The organism is Paractinoplanes abujensis, assembly GCF_014204895.1.
Taxonomy (GTDB): domain Bacteria; phylum Actinomycetota; class Actinomycetes; order Mycobacteriales; family Micromonosporaceae; genus Actinoplanes; species Actinoplanes abujensis.
On record NZ_JACHMF010000001.1, the window covers coordinates 1 to 25,641 of the forward strand.

The window sequence follows — 25,641 nt, forward strand, 5'->3', positions numbered from 1 at the left end:
TAACGTCACAGCCGAGGGCCACCCCCAACGGGGTCGGCCCTCGGCTGCTTTTCTATGTCTGCCCCCGAGTACTTTTGAACGTTGAGGCAAGCCCGCCAACCCGAGGGCCGGCCGTACCGGAAGGATTGATCCGTGACTACTGGACCCCAGGACGACGGCGGCTCCGGCCCCCGCGACAACGAGCGGCAAGGCGGCCGCGGTCGCGACGGTGACCGTGGCGGTTTCCGGGGTGACCGGGACCGCGGTGACCGGGGCGGCTTCCGCGGCGGTGACCGCGACCGTGGCGGCTCCTCGGGCGGTGACCGTGGTGGTTTCCGCGGGGGCGACCGTGACCGTGGCGGCTACTCCGGTGGTGACCGTGGTGGTTTCCGCGGTGGCGACCGTGACCGCGGTGGCTATTCCGGCGGTGGCGACCGGGGTGGTTTCCGGGGCGGCGACCGTGATCGCGGGGGCGACCGTGGTGGCTACCGCGGTGGCGACCGTCCTCAGGGCGGCGGCTTCCGGGGCGGCAGCGACCGGCCCCAGGGCGGCGACCGGGGCGGGTTCCGCGGCGGCGACCGCGACCGCGACCGTGGTGGTTACCAGGGCGGATATCAGAGCGGCGACCGCCGTGGCGTGACCGGCGGCGACCGTGACCGTGGCGGCTACTCCGGTGGGGGCGACCGTGGTGGGTTCCGCGGCGGTGACCGCGACCGAGGCGGCTACCGTGGCGGCGACCGTCCGCAGGGTGGTGGCTTCCGCAGTGGTGGCGACCGTCCGCAGGGTGGTGGCTTCCGCAGTGGTGGCGACCGTCCGCAGGGCGGCGGCTTCCGGGGCGGTGACCGCGACCGGGGTGGCTACTCCAGCGACCGTGACCGTGGTGGCTATTCCGGCGGTGGTGACCGGGGTGGTTTCCGGGGCGGCGACCGTGACCGAGGCGGCTACTCGGGCGGTGGTGACCGGGGCGGTTTCCGTGGTGGGGACCGTGACCGTGGTGGGTTCCAGAGCCGTGGCGACCGCCCGCAGGGCGGCTTCCGTGGTGGCGACCGTGACCGTGGCGGTTATCAGGGCCGCGACGACCGGGGTGGCTTCCGGGGTGGCGACCGTGACCGCGGCGGCTTCCAGGACCGTGGCGACCGTCAGCAGGGCGGTTTCCGGGAGCGCGGCGGCTACCCGGACCGTGGTGGTTATCAGGACCGTGGTGGCTATCAGGACCGGGGCCAGAACCGGGACGACCGTGGCGGCTTCCGCGGCGACCGTCCGCAGGGCGGCTACCGGGGCGACCGGGACCGTGAGGCCGGCGGCGCGCGCGGCAGCTACCAGGGCGACCGGGGCGGCTTCCGTGGCGGTGACCGTGACCGCGGCGGCTACCAGGATCGTGGTGGCTACCAGGATCGCGGCGGCGACCGGGGCGGCTTCCGTGGCGGTGACCGTCCCCAGGGCGGCGACCGTCCGGGTAACCGGGGTGGCAGCGGCTTCCGCGACCGTCCGCAGGGCGACCGTCCGTTCCGTGACCGTCCGCAGGGTGACCGTCCGCAGGGCGACCGGGGCGGCTTCCGCGGCGACCGCGACCGCGGCGGCTACCAGGATCGCGGCCCCCGTCAGGGCGGCTTCCGTGACCGTGACGACCGAGGTCCCGCCGAGGGCGGCTTCCGCAACCGGGACGACCGGGGCCCACGCGACGGCGGCTTCCGTGACCGCGACGACCGCCCGCGCGTACGGGACGACCGGGACGACCGGCACCCCGCCCGCGACGACCGGGACGCCGACGCGCAGACCTTCCACGCACCCGAGATCCCCGAGGAGATCGAGGCGGCCGACCTCGACAAGGAGGTGCGTTCCGAGCTGCTGACGCTGGCCCGGGACGTCGCCGACAAGGTCGCCCGGCACCTCGTGGCGGCCGGTCAGGTGATCGACGAGGATTCCGAGCTCGCGTTGCAGCACGCCATCGCGGCCCGGCGGCTCGCGTCGCGCATCGCCGTCGTACGGGAAGCCGTGGGTCTGGCGGCGTACGCCGCGGGGGACTGGACGACCGCGATCGCCGAGCTGCGCACCTACCACCGGATGACCGGGCGGCAGACGCACCTGGCCGAGCTGGCCGACTGCGAGCGCGCGCTGGGCCGTCCGGAGCGGGCCATCGACCTGTTCCGCGGGGCCGACGTCGACAAGATGGACAAGAGCGGCGCGATCGAGCTGTTGATCGTGGCGGCCGGCGCCCGCGGTGACCTCGGCCAGCACGACGCGGCCGTGGCGATGCTGCAGGTCCGTGAGCTGACGGCCGACGAGGACGCCGAGTGGGCGGCACGGCTGCGGTACGCGTACGCGGATGCCTTGCTCGCCGCGGGCCGGCGCGACGAGGCGCGGGAGTGGTTCACCCGGGCCGCCGCGGCCGACGAGGACGGTCTCACCGACGCGGCCGAGCGCCTGCTCGAGCTGGACGGCGTGACCATCGCCGACGAGGACGAGGAGCCCTCCGGCGGCGATGCGCGCACCGGCACGACCTCGGACGAGGAGGAGCGCGAGTTCGACGGCGACGACGAGCCGCGGGCGGCCTACGAGGACGAGGACGAGGACGACGAGCCGGTAGCCGCGGCGGACACCGACGCCGACACCGACCCGGTGGCGGTCGAGGACGTGGCGGAGGAACTCGAGGCCGACGCCGAGGAACTCGAGGACGAGCGGGCCGCGCGGGCCGAGGCGGACGAGCCGGCCCGGGCCGACACGGCCGAGCTGTCCCAGTCGGGCCCGGAGGAGAAGGCCACGCCGGACGCGGACGAGAAGGCCGCGGGCGACGAGTTCGTCAGCGAGCCCAAGGACGACCGGAAGAACACCGAGGCGTGAGCGCCGGCGATCTGGCGGGCGGCTACGACCTGGTCGTCTTCGACCTCGACGGGGTCGTCTACCTGATCGACAAGCCGATCGGGGGCGCGCCCGAGGCGATCGAGCAGCTGCACGGCCGCGGCACCGCGGTGGCGTACGCGACCAACAATGCGTCGCGGCGTTCCGCGGACGTCGCGGGCCTGCTCACCGGCATGGGTGTGCCGGCCCGGCCGGCCGAGGTGCTCACCTCGGCCGGCGCCACTGCCACCGTGCTCGCCGAGCGGCTGCCGGCCGGCGCGCCGGTGCTGGTGGTGGGCGCGGACGCGCTGCGGGCCGAGCTCACCGAGGCCGGCCTCACGCTGGTCGAGTCGGCCGGCGACAACCCGGCGGCGGTCGTGCAGGGCTACGGCCCCGAGGTGGGCTGGCGCATCCTGGCCGAGGCATCGCTGGCCGTACGGGACGGTGCCTTGTGGGTGGCCACCAACACCGACCGCACGCTGCCCAGCCCGCGTGGTCCGCTGCCCGGCAACGGTTCGCTGGTCGCCGTGCTGCGCACCGCCCTCGACCGGGAGCCCGACCTGGTGGTCGGCAAGCCGGAGCCGGCCCTGTTCACCACGGCGGCCGCGCTGTCGGGGGCGGAGCGGCCGCTGGTGGTCGGCGACCGGCTCGACACCGACATCCAGGGCGCGGTCACCGCGGGTCTGGACAGCCTGCTGGTGCTGACTGGCGTCAGCACCCCGGCCGACCTGCTGGCGGCCGAGCCGGCCCGGCGGCCCACGTTCGTGGCGGCCGACTTGTCGGGGCTGTTCGGCCCGGCCGCTACCGCCGCCGTGCCGCTGACCGGGGGCGAGGGCGGGGGCTGGCGGGTGTCGCGCGACGGTGACGCGGCCACCCTGGACGGTTCGGGCGACCCGGTGGTGGCGCTGCGTCTGCTGTGCGCGGTCACCTGGGACGGTGTCCCGCCGAGCGGTGTCACGGGGGCGTCGGACGCGGCCCGTGAAGTGCTCGCGGGCTGGGGACTGTAAGCGACCGTACGAGTCCGTGCACGCCCTGGCCGTCGCGGAGCGGGCGGCCGAGATCCGCACCGGGCTGAGCCTGCCCGAGGCGGCAAGCTGCGGGCCGAGCTGCCCTGAACGCGACGTCCGAAAGACGCCAGCACCGGCCCCGGCGGGCGGGCGAGCATGAAGCCTCACCGACGAGAGGCGCACGATGCACGTCGTACCCGGTCTGAAAGTTCTCTACTTCGGCACGCCCGTGGTGCTGCTCAGCACCGTCAACGAGGACGGGACGGCCAACCTGGCGCCGATGTCGTCCGCGTGGTGGCTCGGGCAGACCGCGATCCTCGGCATGGGCGACCGCAGCCGCACGGCGGCCAACCTGCTGCGCGAGCGCGAGGTGGTGCTCAACCTGCCGTCGTCGGCGCTGGCGGGGGCGGTCGACCGGATCGCCATGACCACCGGGCGGCCGGACGTGCCGGCGGGCAAGGCGGCGCAGGGCTACCGTTTCGTGGCCGACAAGTTCGTGCTGGGCGGGCTCACCGAGCAGGCGTCCGACCTGGTCGCGCCGCCGCGGGTGGCCGAGTGCCCGATCCAGCTCGAGGGCCGGGTCGCGGGCACGCACCGGCTGGCCGCGGGCGGCGCCACCACGTACGAGATCGAGATCTTGCGGACGCACGTGGAGGAGGACCTGCTCGTGCCGGGCACAGCCCACATCGACCCGCTGCGCTGGGATCCGCTCGTGATGAAGTTCTGCGAGTTCTTCGGCGGCGGGATCAACCTGCACCCGTCGCGGCTCGCGGAGGGTTGGCAGATGCCTGCCCTCAGAGCAGCTTGCGCAGTTTCAACAGGTCGAACGGGTTCGCCTTGATCTTCACCTGACCCGCGGTCACCGCGCGGGTGACGTCGAGCCGGCCCGCGACCAGGGCGATCAGGTCGTCACTGTTCGCGATCAGGGCGATCTTGGCTTTGGGGTCGTCGCCGTCGGCGATGCCGGTCAGCAGACCGTCGGCCAGCCGGCCGTGGAAGGCCGTCTCGAGGTCAGGCACGCGGCACGCCAGCGTGCGGTCGAAGTCGAGCTTGCCGCGCGTCTCGGCATTCCTCTCGAGGCGTGCGGCAAGGTCGTGCAGCGCCTGCCGGCACTCGTCCACGGTGGCCATCGGACTCCTTCTTCGCGACATGCGGTCGGCGTACCGCACCGTACCTCACGAACTCCTGTCAACCGCCCGGTAGCGTGGCACCCGACGAGCCGCGAGAGGAGCGGAACATGCCGGACGCATGGCGGGCGTATCTGGAGATGGCGCTCGGACTGACCGAAGCACCGCGTAAGCGCGCCCAGAAAGTGGCGGGCGAACTGGTGAACCGGGGCGGGGCCACGGCCGCGCAGCTGCAGGGACTGGTCGACGATCTGCTGTCGGCCGGCATGGCCAACCGCGAGGCGCTCACGAACATCGTGCGCTACGAGGTGGACAAGGCGCTCGGTGTGGTCGGCCTGGCCACGGCCGAGGAGGTCACCGAGCTGACCACCCGCGTACGGGATCTGGAACGGCAGCTGCGGGAGGCCGAGTCGCGCGCGCAGGGCGGCCCGGCGACCGGGACGCTCAGCGAGGGTGTCGGCGGCACGCGGATCGACGAGCCGGCTCCGCTGCCGCGCAAGGCGGTGAAGAAGGTGGCCAAGAAGGCCGCGCCCAACAAGATGCCGTCGGCGGGCACCACCCCGGCCACGCCGCCGGCCAACACGGCGCCCGCCTCGGAGCCCTCGCCGGCGAAGAAGGCTGCGGCTGTCACGCCCTCACCGGCGAAGAAGGCCGCGGCCGTCACGCCCTCACCGGCGAAGAAGGCCGCGGCCGTCACGCCGCCGCCTGCGAAGACGACCGGGGCTGTCACGCCTGCGCCGGCGAAGAAGGCTGTGGCGAAGAAGGCCGTGGCCAAGAAGGCGCCGGCCAAGGCCGTGCCGCCGCCCGACGAGGTGATCCCGGCCGACGTGAAGGCCACCGCGAAGCCGGCCCCGGCCACGCAGCGGGCCGAGGCGCTGGGCGCCCGCCCGGCCCGGAAGAAGGCGGCGGCGAAGAAGGCCGTGGCCAAGACGACGCCGCCCGCGCCGGCGGGCACCGCCGACGCACCCACGGCCGGTGTGCGCGAGGCCGCGGCGGCCACCGAACTGCCGCCGACCGGGGAGGCCTGAGCCGATGACCTTCCCCAAACCCGGACCGCAGCCGGGTGGTTTCCGTCCGGGGCCGCCGCCGGTGCCGCGCCCGCCGACGCATCCGCCGGCGCACCCGCAGGGCGCACCCGGCGCGGGCCCGGTCAGCCTGCCCCCAGCGGTCGACGAGGCCACCGGCCGGTTCGTCGAACAGACCGGCCATCCGGCGGTCGACGAGGTGTTGCGCTCACTCGCGAACGCCGCCCGTCTGGCCCCGGCCGAGCAGATCGCCGAGTACGAGGCGGCGCACCAGGTTCTCCAGGAGACCCTGGCCGGCATCGACCGGTGAGGCGCTGATGGCCCGTCGTGCCCGTCTCGACGCCGAGCTGGTGCGCCGCAAGCTGGCCCGCTCCCGCGAGCAGGCCGCCACGCTGGTCGAGGCCGGTCGTGTGCAGGTGCGCGGCACGGTGGCCCGCAAGGTGGCCGCGATGATCGACCCGGCCGACCCGGTCGTGGTCACCGGCGAGGACCCGGCAACCGAGTACGTCTCGCGCGGCGGCCACAAGCTGGCCGGCGCGCTGGCCGCGTTCGGGCCGCGGGGCCTGGCCGTGACCGGTCGCCGCTGCCTCGACGCCGGCGCCTCCACCGGGGGCTTCACCGACGTGCTGCTGCGCGCCGGGGCCCGGCAGGTGGTCGCGGTCGACGTCGGCTACGGGCAGCTGGCCTGGCCGATCCGCACGAACGAGCGGGTCGTCGTGTTCGAGCGCACCAACGTCCGGGCGATCACGCCGGAGTCGATCGGCGGCCTCGTCGACCTGACTGTGGCGGATCTCTCGTTCATCTCGTTGCGGCTCGTGCTGCCCGCGCTCGCGGCCTGCACCGATGCCACCGGTGACCTCGCGCTGATGGTCAAGCCGCAGTTCGAGGTGGGCAAGGAGCGGGTGGGCGCGGGCGGGGTCGTACGGGATTGGCAGTTGCGGGCCGAAGCCGTGCTCGACGTCGCCGCCGCAGCCTCCGAGCTGGGACTGGGCGTGGCCGGGGTGGCCGCCAGCCCACTACCCGGACCGAGCGGCAACGTCGAGTTCTTCGTCTGGTTCCGCCGGGACGCGCCCGCCGCTGATCGTGCGGAGATCGAAGAAGTTGTCGCCGCCGGGCCCGCGGTCAAGGTAGCTTCGGCCGGGCCGGAGCAGACGGCAGCCCCCTTGGAGGACACATGACGCGCTCGGCCCTGCTGGTCACGCACACCGGCCGGCGGCAGAGCACCCAGCACGCCCGCTCGGTGGCGCAGGACCTGCTGGCGGCCGGGTTCGAGGTGCGGGTCATCGCCGAGGAGGTGGCCGATCTCGATCTGCCGCCCGAGGTGACCACGGTGGAGGGCCCGTCGCCGGCGGCGGCCGAGGGTGTCGAGATCGTGCTGGCGATGGGCGGTGACGGCACGTTCCTGCGCGCCGCCGAGCTGGCCCGCCCGGTCAAGGCGCCGCTGCTGGGCATCAACCTGGGCAAGGTCGGCTTCCTGGCCGAGGCCGAGATCGACCACCTCGCCGAGGCCGTCAAGGACGTGGTCGACGGGGCGTACAAGGTGGACGAGCGGCTGACGCTCGACGTGCGGGCCGAGTACGGCGGCCGGGTGATCGCCGAGTCGTGGGCGCTCAACGAGGTCAGCGTCGAGAAGGGCCAGCGCACCCAGATGCTCGAGCTGCTGGTCGACGTGGACGGGCGCCCGCTCGCCCGCTACGGCTGCGACGGTGTCGTGTGCGCGACCCCGACCGGTTCCACGGCGTACGCGTTCTCGGGTGGCGGCCCGGTGGTGTGGCCCGAGGTCGAGGCTCTGCTGCTGGTGCCGATCAGCGCGCACGCGCTGTTCAGCAAGCCGCTGGTGACCGCGCCGACGTCGACGTTCGCGCTGACCGTCGACCCCTACACCTCTTTCGCGGTGCTCTGCTGTGACGGACGCCGCACCTGGGATCTGCCGCCGGGCGCGAAGGTCACCGTCGAGCGCGGCCAGCTCCCGGTGCGGCTGGTTCGCCTGCAACCGCGGCCATTCACCGACGTGCTCGTGGCCAAGTTCGCCCTCCCGGTCGAAGGATGGCGCGGCAGCAAGCGTTAGCCGGTGGAACCCGCGGTGGGCAAATGTCGGGGGGCACCGATACTGTCTGCCCTGTGCTGGAGGAACTGCGCATCACCGGGCTCGGCGTCATCGACGACACGACGCTGCGGCTGACGGCGGGCATGAACGTCATCACCGGTGAGACCGGTGCCGGAAAGACCATGGTGGTGACCGGTCTGGGCCTGCTGTTCGGCGGCCGGGCCGACGCCGGGCGGGTGCGCGCCGACCCGGGCCGCGCGGTGGTCGAGGGCCGGCTGCGGCTCGGCGGCAAGCTGGCCGGCGAGGTGGCGACGCGTGTCTCCGAGGCCGGCGGCGAGGTCGACGACGACGGCACGGTGCTGCTGAGCCGCACGGTCACGATCGAGGGCCGCTCCCGGGCGCACGTGGGCGGCCGCAGCATGCCGGTCGCGATGCTGACCGACCTCGGCGAGCGGGTGCTGGCGGTGCACGGCCAGTCCGACCAGCTGCGCCTGCTGCGCCCGTCCGAGCAGCGGGCCGCGCTCGACCGGTTCGCCGGTCCCGAGCACGAAAAGCTGCTGGAGACCTATCGCGAGGCGTTCACGCGCTGGCGGGCCGTGGCCGACGACCTGGCCGACCGTCGCCGCAACGCGCGGGCCCGCTCGCAGGAGGCCGATCTGCTCAAACTCGGCCTCGACGAGATCAGCCGGGTCGACCCCCAGCCGGGGGAGGACGACGACCTGCGGGCCGAGGTGCAGCGTCTCGAGCACGCCGAGGGGCTGCGGGTCGCCGCCGCGCTGGCCGCCCAGGCGCTGGCGGGCGGGGTCGAGGTCACCGAGGAGACGCCCGACGCCACCCAGCTGCTGGGCACGGCCCGGCGCACCCTGGAGGCCCAGGCCCAGGTCGACCCGGCGCTGGGCGAGCTGGCAGCCCGCATCGAGGAGGCGGCCACCCTGGTCGGCGACGTCTCGTCCGAGCTGTCGGCCTATCTGGGCAGCCTCGACGCCGACCCGGCCCGCCTGGAGCAGATCTACGAGCGCCGCGCCGAGCTGCGCGCGCTCACCCGGAAGTACGCCGACGACGTCGAGGGCGTCATCGCCTGGGCCGAGGAGGCGCGCACCAAGCTGGCCGCGCTCGACTCCTCCGACGAGCTGCTGGACGAGCTCGACAAGGAACGGCAGCGGCTCGAGGCTCAGGTGACCGAGATGGCGGGCCGGCTCACCGCGGCGCGCAGCGAGGCCGCGGTCCGGTTCAGCGAGGCCGTCAGCGTCGAGCTGGCCGGTCTGGCCATGCCGCACGCCCGCGTCGAGGTGGCCGTGGTGCCGCGCGCGGCCGGCAAGGACGAGCCGGCGATGGGCCCCGACGGCGCCGACGAGGTCGAGCTGCGGCTCGTGGCCCACCCCGGCGCGCCGTCGCTGCCGCTGCAGAAGGGCGCGTCCGGCGGTGAGCTGTCCCGGGTGATGCTGGCCATCGAGGTGGTCTTCGCCGGCGCCGGTGGCCCCGAGACGCTGGTCTTCGACGAGGTCGACTCGGGTGTCGGCGGCACGGCGGCGGTCGAGATCGGCAAGCGGCTGGCCCGGCTCGCCCGCACCCATCAGGTGCTGGTGGTGACCCACTTGCCGCAGGTGGCCGCGTTCGCCGACCGGCACCTGGTGGTGGCCAAGGACACCGGCGGCGCGATCACCACCAGCGGGGTGCGCGTCGTGGAGGAGACCGAGCGGGCGCGGGAGCTGTCGCGCATGCTCGCCGGATTGCCCGATTCCGATCTGGGCATCGCGCACGCCGAGGAGTTGCTGGCCGTCGCGGGGCGCGAGAAAAGGGCCTGAACAGGGAGTTCGGTCATGGCACCATGACTGACAGGGACGAGCGGGGCAAATGCCCCTTTAGTGGGTGAGATCGCGCATGTCGCGTGCCAGGCGCGTGATTCGGCATGTCAGGATGGCCGTGATGCGACTTCCCACCTTGCGCCGCACGCGGAGCACCGATCCCGATGCCCTCGCCGGCACCGCGCGCCTCGACCGCCGGACCAAGCGTCTGACCGGCCGGCTGCGCCCCGGCGAGATCGCCGTGATCGACCACGTCGACATCGACCGGGTGGCCGCCGACGCGCTGGTCGCCGTGGGCGTGGCCGCGGTGCTCAACGCGAAGCCGTCGATCTCGGGCCGCTATCCCAACCTCGGCCCCGAGGTGCTGATCAAGAACGGCATCGTGCTGATCGACGACCTCGGCGAGGAGGTCTTCGCGCGGCTCAGCGAGGGTGACCAGGTGGTCCTCGAGGGAGACACCGTGCTGCTCGACGGCGAACCCGTGGCCACCGGCGTCCGGCAGGACTCCGAGACCGTGGCCCGGTCGATGGCCGACGCCCGCGAGGGCCTGTCGGTGCAGCTCGAGGCGTTCGCCGCGAACACCATGGACTACCTCAAGCAGGAGCGGGAGCTGCTGCTCGACGGGGTCGGCGTGCCCGACGTGCGCACCCAGATCGCCGGCCGGCACGTGCTGATCGTGGTGCGCGGCTACGACTACAAGGACGACCTCGACGTCCTGCGGCCCTACATCCACGAATACAAGCCGGTGCTGATCGGTGTGGACGGCGGTGCCGACGCGCTGGTCGAGTCGGGCTACACCCCCGACATGATCATCGGCGACATGGACTCGGTCACCGATGACGTGCTGCGCTGCGGGGCCGAGGTCGTCGTGCACGCCTATCCGGACGGCCGCGCCCCCGGGCTCGAGCGGGTGCACAAGCTCGACGTGGCCGCGCTGACCTTCCCGGCCGCGGCCACCAGCGAAGACCTGGCGATGCTGCTGGCCGACGACAAGGGCGCCACCCTGATCGTGGCCGTGGGCACGCACGCCAACCTGGTCGAGTTCCTCGACAAGGGCCGCGGCGGCATGGCGTCGACGTTCCTGACCCGGCTCAAAGTGGGCGGCAAACTGGTCGACGCCAAGGGGGTGAGCCGGCTCTACAAGCAGAACATCTCCGGTTCGGCCCTGCTGCTGCTGGTGCTCTCGGCGACGGCCGCGATGGCGTCCGCGGTGGCCGTGTCGACGGTCGGCAAGGCATACCTGACCGTGGTTTCCGAGTGGTGGGACAATCTGGTCTTCCAGCTCGGCCATCTTTTCTGACTACGGGGCTTTCGTCGTGATCAACTTCCGGTACCACGTGGTGTCGCTCACCGCGGTCTTCCTGGCCCTGGCCATCGGCCTGGTCGTGGGCACCGCCGCGCTCAACGGTCCGGTGGCCGACAACCTCAAGAGCCAGATCACCGCGCTCAACAAGGACCTGTCGAACAAGCGCGACGAGATCAACCAGTATCGCGAGGAGATCAACCGCAGCCAGGAGTTCGCCACCCAGATCGCCCCGTTCGTGCTCGACGGCAAGCTGACCGGGCGCAAGCTGGCCGTGCTGGCGCTGCCCGGCACGGATCAATACGCCGACAAGGTGATCCAGATGCTGTCGATCACCGGTGTCACGGTCACGGCCAAGGTCACCGTGCAGGACAAGTTCTTCGACCCGGCGGTCGAGCTCGAACTGCTCGACCTGGCCAGCGAGTCGTCGCAGCCGACGATCAGCACGACCGATCTGCCGGTCAACAGCAACGGCGTCGAGACGGCCAGCGCGCAGCTCGCCCTGGCGCTGCTGCAACGGCCCTCGGCCCCCGGCGCGGCCCCGGCCACCCAGCCCTCGGCGGCGGACGTGACGGCGGTGCTCACGGCCTACAGCAAGGCGAGCTACATCGCGGTGGAGGACAACGCCGTCGGCGGGGCCGAGGCCACCCTGATCATCACGGGCGCGCCGGCCGTCGACAAGGACGCCGCCAAGAAGGCGCAGTCGCTGGTCAACATGGCGGAGCAGTTCAGCGACGAGCGGCGGCTGGTGGTGGCCGGCGTCGGCGTGGGCGAGGGCAACCTCATCTCGGCCGTGCGCGGCGACCCGACGCTGAACAAGAAGATCTCCACCGTGGACAACGCCAGCACCACCGACGGCCAGGTCGCCTCGGCCATGGCGACCGTCGAGCGGGTGGTCGACGACAAGACCGGCCACTACGGCCTGGCCGCGGGGGCCTCGGCGCTGGTGCCCAAGGCCGCCTCGTAGCGGTCGTTCTCTAGACTTCTCGCCCATGGCAACCCTCCGCTCGCTGGCCGCCGGCGCGGCTGTGGCCCGGGCCGCGCTGGGCTGGATCCGTCGCGACCAGCACGCCGCCGCGCTCGAGCGCACCAACTTCCACGGCCGCACGGTCACCCTGGCCGGTGGCCCGGCACTGGCCCTGGGCGCGTCCACGGCCGCCGCGCTCGGTGCGGGCAGCGGGCGGCTGGCCGCCGCCGCGGTCACCGCCGGGGCGGTGGCGGGCGCGGTCGGGCTCTACGACGACATCGCCGGCAACCGGCCCGAGCAGAAAGCGGCCAAGGGCTTCGCCGGGCATCTGGGAGCGCTGCGCGAGGGCCGCGTCACCAGCGGTCTTGTCAAGATCGCCGGGGTGGGTGCGGCCGGCCTGGTCGCCGGCGCCCTGATCGGCAGCAACCGGCCGGGCCGGGCCGGGCGGGCCGCCGACGTGCTGGTCGGCGCGGGCGTCATCGCCGGCCTGGCCAACGTGGTCAACCTGCTCGACCTGCGCCCCGGGCGGGCCCTCAAGGCGGGCGCGATCGTCGGCGCGCCGCTGGCCCTGGGCCGGCGCGGCGGGGTCGCGGCGGGCACGCTGGGCGCCGCGGCGGCCCTGCTCCCCGACGACCTGGGCGAAGAGATCATGCTGGGCGACTCGGGGGCCAACGCGCTCGGCGCGCTGCTCGGCGTGGCGCTGGTGGCCCGCAGCGGCCCGGCCGGGCGGCTGGCCGCGCTGACCGTGCTGGGCGCGCTCACCGCGGCCAGCGAGAAGGTCAGCTTCACCAAGGTCATCCAGGACACGCCGTGGCTGCGCCGCGTCGACGAGCTGGGCCGCCGAGGCCCGGCGTGAGCACCGCGGTCACCGAATCGGCCGGGCCCGTCACCCGGAGCACAGCTTGACCAAGGCCCCCGCGGCCAAGATCGCCGGGGCCGCGGCGCTGATCACCGTCCTGACGGTGGTGGCGCGCATCGCCGGGTTCGGGCGCACCTTCGTCTTCCTGCACACGGTCGGCGACAACGGCCTGGGCGACATCTACAACGCCGCCAACACCATTCCCAACATCGTCTTCGAGCTGGTCGCCGGGGGCGCTCTGGCCAGCCTCGTGGTGCCGCTGCTGGCTGGAGCGGTGGCGGCCGGCGACCGGGAGCGGGTCAGCGCTGTCTCCTCGGCCCTGCTCACCTGGGTGCTGGTGCTGCTGGTGCCGATGGCCGCGCTGGTCGCGCTGCTGGCCGGCCCGATTGCCGGTCTGCTGCCCCGGGTGCCGGTCGAGCAGCAGGAGACCGCGGCGAGCATGCTGCGCGTCTTCGCCCCCCAGCTTCCCCTGTACGGCGTGGGCATCGTGCTCACCGGTGTGCTGCAGGCCCACCACCGCTTCGCTTGGCCGGTCATCGCCCCCCTGTTGTCCAGCGTGACCGTGATGGGCGCGTACCTGTCCTACGCCGCGGCCGACGGGGCCGGGACCGGGGTCGCGGGCCTGACCCGCACCGGCGAGCTGTTCCTGTCGGTCGGCACCACCTGCGGGGTCGTGGTTCTCGCCCTCTGCCTGGTCGTCCCGCTGCGCAGACTGCGCCTGCGGCTGCGCCCGGCCCTGCGGTTCCCCGGCGACGAGGGGCGCCGCGCCGTGCGGCTGGGCTGGGCCGGCGCGGTCACCGTCGGCTCCCAGCAGCTGATGACGGTCACCGCTATCGCGCTGGCGGCCGGGGCCGACGGCGATCTGACCCGCTACAACGCGGCCCAGACGGTCTTCTTGCTCCCATGGGCGGTGCTGGCTGTCCCGCTGGCCACCGCGGTGTACCCGACGTTGTCGGCCGCGGCCTCCGCAGGTGACGAGCAGGTCTACGGGCAGGCTCTGTCGGCTTCCGCCCGGTCGGTGATGCTGCTGTCGGGTCTCGGGGCGGCCGCGCTGATCGCCGTGGCCGGTCCGGCCGCCTACCTGATCGATGCGTTCCCCGCCTCGTCCGGCATCGCCGGATTCGCACCGGGTCTGCTGGGGTACGCGCTTTTCGCCCTGCTGTCCCGCGCGCTCTACGCCCGCGGGGCGACGGCCGCGGCTGCCTTCTCAACGGCGGTCGGCTGGATCGTCGCCGCCGGTTCCGCGTTGATGCTGGCCGGGTGGGGTCAGGAGCGCCTGGTGTTCGGGCTCGGCCTGGCCAACAGCATCGGCATGTCGGTCATCGGACTCTTGCTGGTGCTCGCCGTGCGCCGGCACGCCGGACCGGCGGCGCTGGCCGGTCTGGGCCGGATCACGCTGGTCACGGTGGTCGCGGCGGGTCTGGCCGCGCTGGCCGGGTGGGGTGTGGTGGCCGGGCTGGGCCCCCTGTTCGGCCCGACCCCCCAGGTTCTCGGCAGCATCGTGCAAGGCATATTGGGTGGGCTCGCCGTGCTGGTGGTCTTCGTGGGTGTCGTCTACCCACTGGCCCGGCACGACCTGGCGCCGCTGGCCCGCCGGCTGCGGCGCCGCCCGGCCTAGAAGGAGATTTCGTGGGCGACGACTGGCGTGGTTCGGTGGCTCTGGTGCTGGCCTCCAGCACCGGTGGGGTCGGCCAGCACGTCGCGTCCCTGGCCCGGGGGCTGGTCGCGGCGGGCTGCGACGTCATGGTGTGCGGCCCGGCGGCCACCGGCGAGCTGTTCGGCTTCACCGCGGCCGGCGCCACCTTCGTCGCCGTCGAGATTCCCGCCACGCCCGGCGCGCAGGACGCCGGGGCCGTCCGGCAGCTGCGCGGCGCCCTGGGCGCCCGCCGCCCCGACGTGGTGCACGCCCACGGCTTCCGGGCCGGTTTCGTGGCCCAGCTCGCCCGCTCCGGGGCGCCGCTGGTGGTCACCTGGCACAACGCCGTGCTGTCCCGCAACGGCCTGCGCGGGCAGCTCGCCGGGCTGGTCGAGCGGGTCGTGGCCCGCAGCGCCACCCTCACCCTGGGCGCCTCGCAGGACCTCGTGGACCGGGCCACCGAGCTGGGCGCCCGCCACGCCCGGCTCGGGGCGGTCGCCGCGCCCACCCTGCCGGTGCCCAAGCGCACCCGGACGGCCGTACGGGCCGAGTTCCGCCTGCCGCCGCGCACCCCGCTGATCCTCTCCGTCGGCCGGCTGCACCCGCAGAAGCGCTACGACCTGCTCGTCGAGGCGTCCGCCCGGTGGCGTGACCTCGACCCGGCGCCGGTGGTCGTGGTGGCCGGCTCCGGCCCCAGCTACATGTCCCTGGCCCAGCTGGCCTCGCAGAAACGCGCGCCGTTCCACCTGCTGGGCCACCGCACCGACGTGTCCGACCTGCTGCTCGGGGCCGACCTGGCCGTGATCACCAGCGACTGGGAGGCCCGGCAGCTGTTCGCCCAGGAGGCCCTGGAGTCGGGCACGCCGCTGATCAGCACGGCCGTGGGCGGGCTGCCCGGCCTGGTCGGCGACGCGGCCATGCTGATCCCGCCCGGCGACGTGGACGCGCTCGACAATGCCGTACGGGCGATGCTCACCGACCCCGGCCTGCGCGCCGACTACGCCGCCCGCGGGCCCGAACAGGCCGCGACCTGGCCCGGTGAGGCCGACACGGTGGCCGACGTGCTGGCGGCGTACGGGGAAGTGACAAGCTCTTGATCCTCGATCGGTTGCGCCGGCCCGCGCGGTGGCTGCCCTATCTGGCGGTGGCCCTGATCGCAGCGGCCGGGCTGGCCGGGCTGGCGATCCGGCCCGACGCCGAAACCAACCCGGGCAGCGCCGACTACGTGATCCTGGCCGGGTCGGCCGGGCTGCGCTGGGACGACCTCGACCCGCAACGCACCCCCACCCTGTGGCAGGAAGCGACGAAAGGCTCGATCGGCTGGCTGTCGGTGCGCTCGGCGATGCGGGTGACCTGCCCCTCCGACGGCTGGCTGACGCTCGGCGCGGGCAACTACGCGGCCTGGCCCCGGCACACCACGGGCAGCGTCTGCGAGCCCGTCCAACCGGCCCTCACCCGGCCCGACGACATCGGGGCCAGCCTCACCGAGCAGCGCTCGGTCGTGCAGAACAACCAGGACCGGCTCCCGTACGGGGCGGTGCCCGGCGCCCTGGCCGAATCGGTGCGCTGCACGTACGCCTTCGGGCAGGGCGCGGCGATGGCGGCCGCCCGCCCGTTCGGCCGCGTCGACAAATACCAGCCCGAGTTCCCGGCCGACGGCCGCGGGCTGCTGTCGGAGTGCAACCTGAGCGTGGTCGACCTGGGCACGATCACGGGCACCGGCGAGCAGCGCCGCCAGCAGGTGCGGACGGCCGACGCCACGCTGGCCCGGGTGCTGGCCGCCCGGCCGCTGCGCTCGCTGCTGATCGTGGCCGGCGTCTCCGACACCGAACGCTCCAACCGGCTGCACGTGGCGATCGCCGAGGGCGAAGGCTGGAACGGCGGCTGGCTGACCTCGGCCGGCACCGGCCGCGAAGGCTACCTGCAGCTGATCGACCTCGCCCCGACCGTGCTGACCGCGCTGGGCAAGCCCTCGCCGGAGAAGCTGTTCGCCGGTCGCAGCATCACCGTGGCCGAGGGCCGCCCGACCGACGTCACCGACGCGATGCTGGGCGGGCACAACGCCGACCAGCGCTCGATCGCCCAGAACGCGGTGGCGGAAATCTTCTTCCGGGTCCTGGCCGGCCTCCAGATCTTGCTGTTCCTGCTGGCCATCCCGGTGCTGGTGCGCGCGCGCAGGCACGCCGGCCCGCGCGGACCGGCCCTGCCGCCCAAACGCGTGGTGGCCGTGCTCGAACTCGCACTGATCGCCGCCGCGCTGGCCATCCCGGCCGCGCTGATCGCCGACGCCACCCCGTGGTGGCGCAACACCCACCCGGCCTGGGTCTTCGGCACCGTCACGGCGCTGTTCATCGCCATCGGCACCGCGGTCATCCGGTTCTCCCCGCGCTGGCCGCACCGGCTCTGGCCGCTGGGCGCAACCGCGCTGATCGCCACCGTCGTGGTCGGCTTCGACCTCCTCACCGGCGCCCAGCTGCAGCTCAACGGAGTGGCCGGCTATTCGGCGGTGCACGGCGGGCGCTACGCCGGGGTGGGCGGGGTCGGTCTCGGGGTCTTCGTGGCCGGGCTGCTCGTGCTGGCCGGCGCGTCGGTCAAGTGGATCGACAAGCGCTGGCGTCCCGTCCTGGTGGTGCTGCTCGGCGGCCTCGGCGTGGTGATGGTGGGCAGCCCTTACCTGGGGGCCGACCCGGTCGGCGCGATCGCCCTGACCGCAGGGGTCTGCGTGGCCGCGGCCATCACCACCGGCGGCTGGTTGACCTTCCCCCGCTTCGCCTGGGCCGCGCTCTCCGGGCTGGGCGTCACCATCGCCTTCGCGCTGGTCGACGTGCGCCGCCCGGCCTCCGACCAGAGCATCCTGGGCCGGGTGCTGACCGAGCTGCTCAACGGCACCGCCGGCCCCGCCATGTCGCGCAACGCGGCCGCCAACGGGCAGGCCCTGCTGGACAGCCCGCTGACGATCCTGGCCGTGGCCGGGGTGCTGATGCTGGCGTTCTGCCAGTTCTCGCCGTGGGGCGGGCTCAACCGGCTGTTCGGCCTGCACCCGGCGCTGCGGGCGGCGGGGGCCGGGGTGACCGTGGTGACGTTGCTCGCGGGCGTGCTCAACGGGTCGGCCCTGACCGTGGCCGGGGCGGCCGCCGCCACCGCCGTGCCGACCGCCGTGCTGACCGCGCTGCGGGTGCTGCTGCACGCGGCCGACCGCACCCGGCCCGAGGGCGAGACGGACGGCCCCGGTGGGCCTTTGATGCGTGAAGATCCCTCTTTGGCTTCCCGCTGACGCGCGTCGCCACCAGCCCCTCCGTGCTCCGGTGGCGGCAGGTGTTACGGTGGACTCCCGTGGATGGGGCTCTTATGGACCCGGTTCGCACGTCGGTTAAACAGACGGCTCGGTTTTCAGACGACCACGGGAGCAAGGCGTTGGCCTCTACAGTGCGCGAAACGCGGCACATCTTCGTCACCGGGGGCGTCGCCTCCTCGCTGGGCAAGGGCCTCACCGCCTCCAGCCTCGGCAACCTTCTGACCGCGCGCGGGCTCCGGGTCGTCATGCAGAAGCTCGACCCCTACCTGAACGTCGACCCGGGCACGATGAACCCCTTCCAGCACGGCGAGGTCTTCGTCACCGAGGACGGCGCCGAGACCGACCTCGACGTCGGCCACTACGAGCGGTTCCTCGACCGGTCACTGTCCGGCAAAGCCAACGTGACGACCGGCCAGGTCTACTCGGCCGTCATCGCGCGTGAGCGGCGCGGCGAATACCTCGGCGACACCGTGCAGGTCATCCCGCACATCACCAACGAGATCAAATCGCGGATCTTCGCGATGGCCGACCCCGACGAGTCCGGCCGCCGGCCCGACGTCGTGATCACCGAGGTCGGCGGCACGGTCGGTGACATGGAATCGCTGCCCTTCCTCGAGGCGATCCGCCAGGTGCGGCACGAAGTCGGCCGCGACCACGTGTTCTACCTGCACGTCTCACTGGTGCCCTACCTGGCGCCGTCGGGCGAGCTCAAGACCAAGCCGACCCAGCACTCGGTGGCCGCGCTGCGCAACATCGGCATCCAGCCCGACGCGCTGGTCTGCCGCAGCGACCGCGAGATCCCCGAGAAGCTCAAACACAAACTGGCGCTCTACTGCGACGTCGACCGCGAGGCCGTGGTGGCCGCGCCCGACGCGCCCAGCATCTACGACATCCCCAAGGTGCTGCACGACGAAGGCCTCGACGCGTACGTCGTACGGCGTCTGGGTCTGTCCTTCCGCGACGTCAACTGGACGCAATGGGACGACCTGCTGCACCGGGTGCACCACCCCAAGCGCACCATCACGATCGCGCTCGTCGGCAAATACGTCGACCTGCCCGACGCGTACCTGTCGGTCAGCGAGGCCATCCGGGCCGCCGGCTTCGCCAACAACGTCAAGGTGCAGCTGCGCTGGGTGCCCAGCGACGACTGCGAGACCACGGCGGGCGCCGCGGCGGCGCTCAAGGGCGTCGACGGCATCGTGATCCCCGGCGGCTTCGGCGTCCGCGGCATCGAAGGCAAAATCAACACCTCCCGGTACGCGCGGGAGAACCAGATCCCCATCCTCGGCATCTGCCTGGGCCTGCAGTGCATGACCATCGACGCCGCGCGGCACCTGGCCGGGCTGGCCGGGGCCAACTCGCTCGAGTTCGACGAGCAGGCGCCCTACCCGGTGATCTCGACGATGGCCGACCAGGAGGACATCGTGGCCGGCAAGGGCGACCTGGGCGGCACGATGCGGCTGGGCGCCTACCCGGCCGCGCTGACCGAAGGCTCGATCGTGGCCGAGGTGTACGGCTCGACCGACATCTCCGAACGCCACCGCCACCGGTACGAGGTCAACAACGACTACCGGGCCAAGCTCACCGACGCCGGCCTGGTCTTCTCGGGCACGTCGCCGGACGGGCGGCTGGTCGAATTCATCGAACTCGACCGCGCGGTGCACCCCTACTTCGTGGCCACCCAGGCCCACCCCGAGCTCAAGAGCCGGCCCACCCGCCCCCACCCGCTCTTCGACGGCCTGGCCAAGGCCGCCATCGAGTACGCGGCGGCCGACGAGCTGCCCGTGGACGCCTCGTGAGCTTCACACACGCGGTGCAGTCCCGCGTCACCCGCTACGAGGGCCCGATCTTCTCGGTCTTCACCGACGAGGTGACGATGTCGTCGGGCGGCACGGCGAAACGCGACGTCGTGCAGAACAAAGGCGCCGTCGGAGTGGTCGCGCTGGACGAGGTCGGCCGGGTCGTGCTGATCAAGCAGTACCGGCACGCCGTCGGGCAACGCCTGTGGGAACTGCCGGCCGGGCTGCGTGACGTCGAAGGCGAAGACCTTTCCCGTACGGCGGCGCGCGAACTGGCCGAGGAGGCCGACCTCGAAGCCGGGCAGTACCACCTGCTCATCGACCTGTTCACGTCGCCCGGATTCGCCGACGAGACAATCCGGATCTTCCTGGCCCGCGACCTGACACCGGTGCCCTCCCGGTTCGAGCGCACGGACGAGGAAGCCGACATCGAGGTGGCCTGGATCGACCTCGACGAGGCCGTCGCGATGGTCTTCCGTGGCGAGATCACCAACGCCGCCGCCGTGGGTGGCCTGCTGGCCGCCGCCCGCGCCCGCGACGAGGGCTGGGCCACGCTGCGACCCGCGACCTGATCCGGGTAAACGCGGGCCGGCCGCCACCGGCCCGCGTTTACCGCCATTTATCGGCGCACCCCCCAGTGGCGCCGATAAAGCCATTTCCGCCAGTGGTGTTTCCCTTTTCGGCGGGCCTGTTTCCGTTGCCGGGCAACGCTTCCGGGCCGGACCACTGTGGACTTGCGGGAATCATGGTCCCGCGCGTTCCTGATTCCGGCAATTGCGCTTTTCGGTGATGCCCGGGTCGTTGTGCGGGCCGCCGAATTTAGCCGTTCGGGGGAGGCCGGGGTGCGCGTTTCGCGCCTTCGGTCGCGCGTTTCCCGGGTGGTGGCCGCTCGGTCCGTCCCGCCCCGCCGCTCTTCGCTGCCGCGCCTGCCGCCGCTCCACTGCCGTGCTCCGCTGCCGCGCCTGCCGCCGCTCCACTGCCGTGCTCCGCTGCTGCGCCCGCCGCCGCCCCACTGCCGTGCTCCGCTGCTGCGCCCGCCGCCGCCCCGCCGCCGCTCTACGGTGCCGCCCCGCCGCCCGTCCTGTCGCTGTCGCTGTCGCTCTACGCTGCCGCGCCGCCGCCGGTCCTTGCCGCCGCCTCCCGCCTCCGGCCTCCCGCCTCCGGCCTCCCGCCTCCGGCCTCCGGTACTTGCTGCCGGTCCGCCGCCGTCGCTGTATCCGTTGCCCCCGGCGCGCCGGACTCGTTCGGATCGGCTCATTTTCAAGATTTTCTAGCAGGCCTCTGACCTGCGTTTTTGCCGCTGCGGCGGCGTCGTTTCCGGGGCTTCGGCGAAAGACCGGTTGAACCGGGCGGCGGTCGCGACCCGTACTGGCCCGCAGCACCGGTGACATCGACGTCCAACGACGAGGAGTGGTCATGAGGTCCCGCAAGTACCGACGTCCCAGCGAGGGAAACCGGCGAAAGACGATCGGCGCGATCGCAGTGGCCGGCGTGGTCGTCGCCTTGGGCGTGACCGGGGTCCAGCTCGCCAACGCGAGCACCGAGACCAAAGCAGTGGACCTGGTGACGGTGGACGGACAGCAGTTCGACGTCGCCAACTGCGCCGACGTCCAGGTCAACGCAGGCGCCGTGGTCTGCGACGGCGAAGAGCTGGCCCCCGTCGAGCAGCAGGCCCCCGGCGACGCGGCGGCCGCCTCGGCGGTGGCGCTGGAAGCGGCGTGCGACACGTTCGCGGCCGACCTGGCGGCGGCCGAGGGCGGCGCAGGCGAAGAGGCCGGCGCGGGCGAGGAAGCGGCGGCCGGTTCACCGGCGGCCAAGGCCAAGAACAAGGCGCTGGCCAAGAAGTGGGTCAAGACCCTGCGCAAGGCCGCCGCAGCCGAGAAAGCCGGCAAGGCGGGCGCCGCCGGTGCCGGCGCGGCGGGCAAGGGCAAGGGCAAGGAGGCCGGGCAGGGCGAAGAGGCTGGTGCGGGCGAGGAAGCCGGCGCCGGTGAGGAAGCGGGCGCGGGTGACAACGCCGGTGCCGGCGAAGAAGCCGGCCAGGGTGAGGACACCGGCGCCGCCGACGCTGCGGCGGCGGCCAAGGCCGTCGCGTCCGCCCAGCAGAGCCTGCTCCAGGCCTGCCTGACGCTGGCCGACGCCAAGGCAGTGGTGGCCGGCGCCGGCGGCGACGCCGGTCAGGGCGAGCAAGCCGGTCAGGGCGAGGAAGCCGGCCAGGGCGAGGAAGCGGGCGCCGGCGATGAAGCCGGCCAGGGCGGCGAGGACGCCGGCGCGGGCGAGGGCGACAATGCCGGTGCCGGCGAGAATGCCCCGGCCTCCAAGAAGTAACCCATCACGAACGGCGGCGGTGTGGGGACGATCCCGGCCCACACCGCCGCTTTTTGTATGCCGTCTCGCAGCCACGACCAGCGCCGCCCACGCCGTCTTCCGTCCTGCTAGGCCGTTCCTCTTGAAGCCCCTCTCCTCCAGCTCCTCTCCACACCTCCATCCCACGCTGTCTCTCCATGCCGTCTTTCGCGTTACTTCCCCCGCACCGCCCTTTCTCCGCAGCCCTCCATCCCGTCTCGACGCCGCCTCCTGAGCTACCTCCCTCGCGTCGCTTCCGAGCTGCGTCTGCGATGCCTGCCCTCGTGTTGCCGGCGTGCGTCGCTTCAGCGCTGCCTCCCTCGCGTCGCTTCCGCGCGACACCTCTCCGCGTCGCTTTCCCGCGCTGCCTGCGCGTCGACTCCCCACGCTGCCTGCGCGCGACGACTCCGTGCTGCTTTTCTGCGTCGCTTTCGGCGCTGCCATGGGCGCCGTCTCTATGCGTCGCCTTCGTATCGTCTTTCGCGCGTCGCTTCCGCGCGATACCCCTCCGCGTCGCTTTCCGCGCTGCCTGCGCGTCGACTCCGCACGCTGCCTGCGCGCGACGGCTCCGTGCTGCTTTTCTGCGTGACTTTCCGGCGCTGCCATCGTGTCGTCTTCGCGGTGCTTTTGCGCGTCGCCCTCGAGCTGTCTCTCTGCGTTGCTTTCTCCGCGCCGCTTGTTCCGCGATGCGTGCCCGGTATGCCTGCCCGCGCTGCTTTGCCGCGCCGCTTGTTCGGGGGCGCTTGTCTTGCGCTGTCCCGGTTCTGCCTTCGTGTCGCCGCTTTGGCTGGCTTCTCTGCGGCGTTCCTCGTCTCGTCGGTTTTGGGCTGCTTGCACCGCTCGGTCCGGGTGGGGCGGGATCCTGAGATGGCCGTCTCAAGGCTCTGAGCTGGAGGAACGGCTCTCGCGGGCGGGCGTGGGGAATTCGCACCGGTGGTGCTACAACCCCGCGTGCATCCGGAGCCGTACCTGGGCTCAGGAAGCACGTTCCGTTAGGTAAGGGGATGGTGGGAATGACTAAGCGACGCGTGGGGGCGACGGGGCGCCGGGGGCGGCGGCTTGTGTTGGTCGGGGTCAGTGCCGTGGTGGTGATCGCGGGGGCGATGGTGGCGCCGCAGGCTTTTGCGGGGACTGCGGGGAGCAGCGCAGCAGCCAGCGGTAACGGCTCGTTCTTGCAGCGGCTGCGGGAGCGGTTCGCGCAGAACGGCGGGCAGAACGGCGGGCAGACCGGCGGGCAGGCCGGGGGTGGAAACGCGGCCGGGTGTTCGGATGTCGAGCTGGTGTTCGCGCGGGGCACCGGGGAGCCGCAGGGGCTGGGCATCGTGGGCCGGCCGCTCGCGCAGGCCCTGGCGGCCGAGCTGCCGGGCCGTACGGTGGGCTCTTTCGCCGTGGTTTATGCGGCCGCGTCCAATCAGCGCAGTGCTGGGCCCGGTGCGACCAACATGACCGAGCACATCGAGCAGGTCGCGCAGAACTGCCCGGAGACGCAGTTCGTGATCGGCGGCTACTCGCAGGGCGCGTCGGTGACCGACATCGCCATCGGTATTCGGGGCGCAGGCACTGCGGGCAAGGCCATCCCGGCCAACCTGCGGGGTCAGGTGGCGGCCGTGGTCGTCTACGGCAACCCGCTGGGGCTGCGCCGGCAGACGATCGCCCAGGCCGCTCCGGAGTTCGCGGACAGGACGGTCGAGTTCTGCAACAACGGTGACCCGGTGTGCGGCGGCGGCAACAACTTCGCGGCGCACCTGGCCTACAACCGCAACGGCACGGTGGGGCGGGGCGCCGAGTTCGCGGCCGGGAGGATCGGCGGCTGACGATCGTACGGGTGGGTCCGCGCCGCCACGCGGGCCTCGAACGTCCGCCGTCCGCCGGCCTCTCGCGGGTGGCGATGGAACACATGCTTCACGTTGGCGGCGTCGGCTCCCTCACGGCGCTCGCTTAGTGCTCATCGAGTGAGCGGTGACGCGCGTCCGGTGCTCGTGATGGAGCGATGATGCTCGTTTGTGAACGCGGGTGACAGCGCGTGCTGTCACCCGCGTACGGGGTCAGGCCTTGGTGATTTTGACGTTGTCGACGGCCGCCTCCACGAGCGAGGCGGTCGACAGGTCGGCGGCCTCCACGCTCAGGCGGATCGTCTGGCCCGCGAACGAGGACAGGTTGACCGAGCCGGTGGCCCACGCCGCGGCCCGGTCGGATGCCGCCCCGGCCTGGGTGAACACCGTGCTCGTGGTGCTGCCGGAGATCACCCGGACGCGGAAGTAGTCGGCGCTGCTCGCGTTGTTCAGGTGCGACAGGTACCAGTTGAAGCTGAGCGTCAGCGTGCCCGTGGGCAGCGTGATCGCGGGCGAGACGATCGTGGTGGTGCCGCCGTCGACGTCGTTGGCGCCTGCGCTGGCCCCGGCGGTGGCCCCGGTGACCAGGTCGTACGTGCCGCCGGCGGCGTTGCCGAGCTGGGTCGCGACGCCCGAACTGGTGGCGGCCGGGTCGCCGCGCTCGAACCGGCCCGACGTGGCGGTGTCGGCCGTGCCCGCCGTCCAGCCGGTCGCCGTCTCGAAGTCGTCGGAGTAGACGGTCGTGCCGGTCGGCGGGGGAGTGGTGCCGCCGTCGGCCAGCGTCCAGACCGCGTACGCGATGGCGTCCGCATTACGGTCGAGCGCGGTGTCGTTGATGTTCGTGATCGTGTCGCACGAGGCGTGGTAGCAGGGGTCGAACGTCGTGGCCGTGCCGCCCCACAGCTGCACCTGCGCGGCCGTCTTGCGGCCTTCGGCGCCGGTGAAGATGCCGCCGGCCGGGATGCCGTTCGCGATGAACGGGCCGTAGTCACTGCGCCCGTCGAAGTCGGTGCCGCGGGTGGGCACGCCGATCGACGTGAAGTAGTCGGCCAGCGTCTGTTCGATCTGCGCGGAGCCGGCCGGGCCGGGACCCGAACCCGTGCCGTCGGAGTTGTCACCGTCGTACAGGAAATAGCCGGGGTTGGGTGAGCCGACCATGTCGAAGTTGAGGTAACCGGTGATCTCACGTTTTTGCGCGGTCGTGAGCGAATTGACGTACGCGGTCGAGCCGCGCAGCCCGAGCTCCTCGGCACCCCACCAGCCGAAGCGCAGATGCCGGTCGGGCTGGAAACCGCTGCGCGCGACGGCCAGGGCGACCTCGAGGTTGGCGGCCGAACCCGAGCCGTTGTCGTTGATGCCCGGGCCCGCGGTGACGCTGTCGAGGTGCGCGCCGACCATCAGGGTGTCCGCGGTGTCGCCGCCGGGCCAGTCCGCGATGAGGTTGTAGCCGGTGGCGCCGTTGTACGTGAACGACTGCTGGCGCGTGGTGTAGCCGGCCGCGTCGAGCAGATTCTTGACGTACGTGACCGAGGCCAGGTAGCCGGGCCGGCCGTGCGCGCGGTTGCCGCCGTTGGCCGTGGCGATGTTCTGCAGCTGCGTCAGATGCGCCTTGACGTTGGCGACCGGGATGTCGGGCGCGGCCAGGAGCGCCGACTGGGCCTGGGCCGGGGCGGTGGCCAGTCCTAACGTCAGCGCGGCGACGCCGAGGACGATGGATGCTCGCACGAAGGTCCTCCGTGGGCTCGGGGGTGTGTGCCCGCGAGCATGTCAGCGGAGCCG

At 72.9% G+C, this 25,641-nt stretch carries 19 protein-coding genes and 1 pseudogene; 18 read left to right on the forward strand and 2 right to left on the reverse strand.

All coding sequences use genetic code 11. From position 1 onward, the window contains the following. The first annotated feature begins 1,827 nt into the window (after positions 1-1,827). From BKA14_RS00005 to BKA14_RS00015, 3 genes are all read left to right on the forward strand, one after another. Positions 1,828-2,820, forward strand: a complete 993-nt coding sequence (locus BKA14_RS00005; RefSeq protein ID WP_221477446.1) for a Replicase polyprotein 1ab — start codon at positions 1,828-1,830, stop codon at positions 2,818-2,820. Next, positions 2,817-3,824 carry an HAD-IIA family hydrolase gene (locus tag BKA14_RS00010; RefSeq protein WP_184948903.1) on the forward strand — a complete coding sequence of 336 codons (1,008 nt, stop codon included), beginning with the start codon at positions 2,817-2,819 and terminating at the stop codon, positions 3,822-3,824. The genes BKA14_RS00005 and BKA14_RS00010 overlap by 4 nt, the downstream gene beginning before the upstream one ends. Before the next feature lie 184 nt (positions 3,825-4,008). Beyond that, positions 4,009-4,665 (forward strand): flavin reductase family protein, encoded by a 657-nt coding sequence (locus BKA14_RS00015; RefSeq protein WP_184948904.1) that lies wholly within the window; start codon positions 4,009-4,011, stop codon positions 4,663-4,665. Here the strand turns inward: BKA14_RS00015 and BKA14_RS00020 are convergent. Beyond that, positions 4,619-4,954: an alkyl sulfatase C-terminal domain-containing protein gene (locus BKA14_RS00020; RefSeq protein ID WP_184948905.1), complete on the reverse strand. Its 336-nt coding sequence runs from the start codon at positions 4,952-4,954 to the stop codon at positions 4,619-4,621. The two genes, BKA14_RS00015 and BKA14_RS00020, sit on opposite strands and share 47 nt — an antisense overlap. Positions 4,955-5,061: 107 nt before the next feature. On the opposite strand from BKA14_RS00020, the pseudogene BKA14_RS00025 reads away from it, so the two are divergent. The 15 genes and pseudogenes from BKA14_RS00025 to BKA14_RS00095 form a co-directional block, all read left to right on the forward strand. Further along, a pseudogene (locus tag BKA14_RS00025) lies at positions 5,062-5,844 on the forward strand (phasin family protein); the annotation flags it as partial. Positions 5,845-5,983: 139 nt separating this feature from the next. After that, complete coding sequence (locus BKA14_RS00030; protein ID WP_184948906.1) at positions 5,984-6,286, forward strand: hypothetical protein; 303 nt, start codon at positions 5,984-5,986, stop codon at positions 6,284-6,286. 7 nt (positions 6,287-6,293) lie between these two features. Next, entirely contained in the window at positions 6,294-7,154 is an 861-nt protein-coding gene (locus BKA14_RS00035; protein WP_184948907.1) for a TlyA family RNA methyltransferase, read from the forward strand. Then, complete coding sequence (locus BKA14_RS00040) at positions 7,151-8,044, forward strand: NAD kinase (RefSeq protein ID WP_184948908.1); 894 nt, start codon at positions 7,151-7,153, stop codon at positions 8,042-8,044. The genes BKA14_RS00035 and BKA14_RS00040 overlap by 4 nt, the downstream gene beginning before the upstream one ends. 53 nt (positions 8,045-8,097) lie before the next feature. Further along, positions 8,098-9,828 (forward strand): DNA repair protein RecN, encoded by a 1,731-nt coding sequence (recN, locus tag BKA14_RS00045; RefSeq protein ID WP_184948909.1) that lies wholly within the window; start codon positions 8,098-8,100, stop codon positions 9,826-9,828. Between the two features lie 121 nt (positions 9,829-9,949). Beyond that, positions 9,950-11,128, forward strand: coding sequence for a putative cytokinetic ring protein SteA (gene steA / locus BKA14_RS00050; RefSeq protein WP_184948910.1), 1,179 nt, complete (start codon positions 9,950-9,952; stop codon positions 11,126-11,128). 16 nt (positions 11,129-11,144) lie between these two features. Further along, on the forward strand, positions 11,145-12,098 hold the full coding sequence (locus tag BKA14_RS00055; protein WP_184948911.1) for a copper transporter: 954 nt from the start codon (positions 11,145-11,147) through the stop codon (positions 12,096-12,098). A 25-nt stretch (positions 12,099-12,123) separates the two neighbouring features. Next, positions 12,124-12,954: a hypothetical protein gene (locus BKA14_RS00060; protein WP_184948912.1), complete on the forward strand. Its 831-nt coding sequence runs from the start codon at positions 12,124-12,126 to the stop codon at positions 12,952-12,954. Between the two features lie 46 nt (positions 12,955-13,000). Then, positions 13,001-14,575 (forward strand): murein biosynthesis integral membrane protein MurJ, encoded by a 1,575-nt coding sequence (murJ, locus tag BKA14_RS00065; protein ID WP_184948913.1) that lies wholly within the window; start codon positions 13,001-13,003, stop codon positions 14,573-14,575. Positions 14,576-14,586: 11 nt separating this feature from the next. Continuing rightward, positions 14,587-15,690 (forward strand): glycosyltransferase family 4 protein, encoded by a 1,104-nt coding sequence (locus tag BKA14_RS00070; RefSeq protein ID WP_184948914.1) that lies wholly within the window; start codon positions 14,587-14,589, stop codon positions 15,688-15,690. Beyond that, complete coding sequence (locus BKA14_RS00075; protein ID WP_239093719.1) at positions 15,687-17,867, forward strand: hypothetical protein; 2,181 nt, start codon at positions 15,687-15,689, stop codon at positions 17,865-17,867. Before BKA14_RS00070 ends, BKA14_RS00075 begins: the two co-directional genes overlap by 4 nt. A 140-nt stretch (positions 17,868-18,007) precedes the next feature. Then, on the forward strand, positions 18,008-19,687 hold the full coding sequence (gene pyrG / locus BKA14_RS00080) for a CTP synthase (RefSeq protein ID WP_184948915.1): 1,680 nt from the start codon (positions 18,008-18,010) through the stop codon (positions 19,685-19,687). Further along, the gene (locus BKA14_RS00085; protein ID WP_239093699.1) at positions 19,684-20,259 is read left to right on the forward strand and encodes an NUDIX domain-containing protein; all 576 of its coding nucleotides are present in this window, start codon (positions 19,684-19,686) and stop codon (positions 20,257-20,259) included. Before pyrG ends, BKA14_RS00085 begins: the two co-directional genes overlap by 4 nt. Positions 20,260-21,103: 844 nt before the next feature. Continuing rightward, complete coding sequence (locus BKA14_RS00090; RefSeq protein ID WP_184948916.1) at positions 21,104-22,012, forward strand: hypothetical protein; 909 nt, start codon at positions 21,104-21,106, stop codon at positions 22,010-22,012. Positions 22,013-23,043: 1,031 nt separating this feature from the next. Next, positions 23,044-23,844, forward strand: coding sequence for a cutinase family protein (locus BKA14_RS00095; RefSeq protein WP_239093697.1), 801 nt, complete (start codon positions 23,044-23,046; stop codon positions 23,842-23,844). A gap of 231 nt (positions 23,845-24,075) precedes the next feature. Here BKA14_RS00095 and BKA14_RS00100 read toward each other — a convergent pair whose 3' ends face one another. Further along, the gene (locus BKA14_RS00100) at positions 24,076-25,587 is read right to left on the reverse strand and encodes a M28 family metallopeptidase (protein ID WP_184948917.1); all 1,512 of its coding nucleotides are present in this window, start codon (positions 25,585-25,587) and stop codon (positions 24,076-24,078) included. Between the last annotated feature and the right edge of the window lie 54 nt (positions 25,588-25,641).

Bases quoted from the DNA above. Each gene is read 5' to 3' on its own strand.
- BKA14_RS00015 (WP_184948904.1), top strand. From the start codon at position 4,009: ATGCACGTCGTACCCGGTCTGAAAGTTCTCTACTTCGGCACGCCCGTG.
- BKA14_RS00035 (WP_184948907.1), top strand. From the start codon at position 6,294: ATGGCCCGTCGTGCCCGTCTCGACGCCGAGCTGGTGCGCCGCAAGCTG.
- BKA14_RS00090 (WP_184948916.1), top strand. From the start codon at position 21,104: ATGAGGTCCCGCAAGTACCGACGTCCCAGCGAGGGAAACCGGCGAAAG.
- BKA14_RS00060 (WP_184948912.1), top strand. From the start codon at position 12,124: ATGGCAACCCTCCGCTCGCTGGCCGCCGGCGCGGCTGTGGCCCGGGCC.
- BKA14_RS00030 (WP_184948906.1), top strand. From the start codon at position 5,984: ATGACCTTCCCCAAACCCGGACCGCAGCCGGGTGGTTTCCGTCCGGGG.
- steA (WP_184948910.1), top strand. From the start codon at position 9,950: ATGCGACTTCCCACCTTGCGCCGCACGCGGAGCACCGATCCCGATGCC.
- BKA14_RS00040 (WP_184948908.1), top strand. From the start codon at position 7,151: ATGACGCGCTCGGCCCTGCTGGTCACGCACACCGGCCGGCGGCAGAGC.
- BKA14_RS00020 (WP_184948905.1), bottom strand. From the start codon at position 4,954: ATGGCCACCGTGGACGAGTGCCGGCAGGCGCTGCACGACCTTGCCGCA.
- BKA14_RS00095 (WP_239093697.1), top strand. From the start codon at position 23,044: ATGACTAAGCGACGCGTGGGGGCGACGGGGCGCCGGGGGCGGCGGCTT.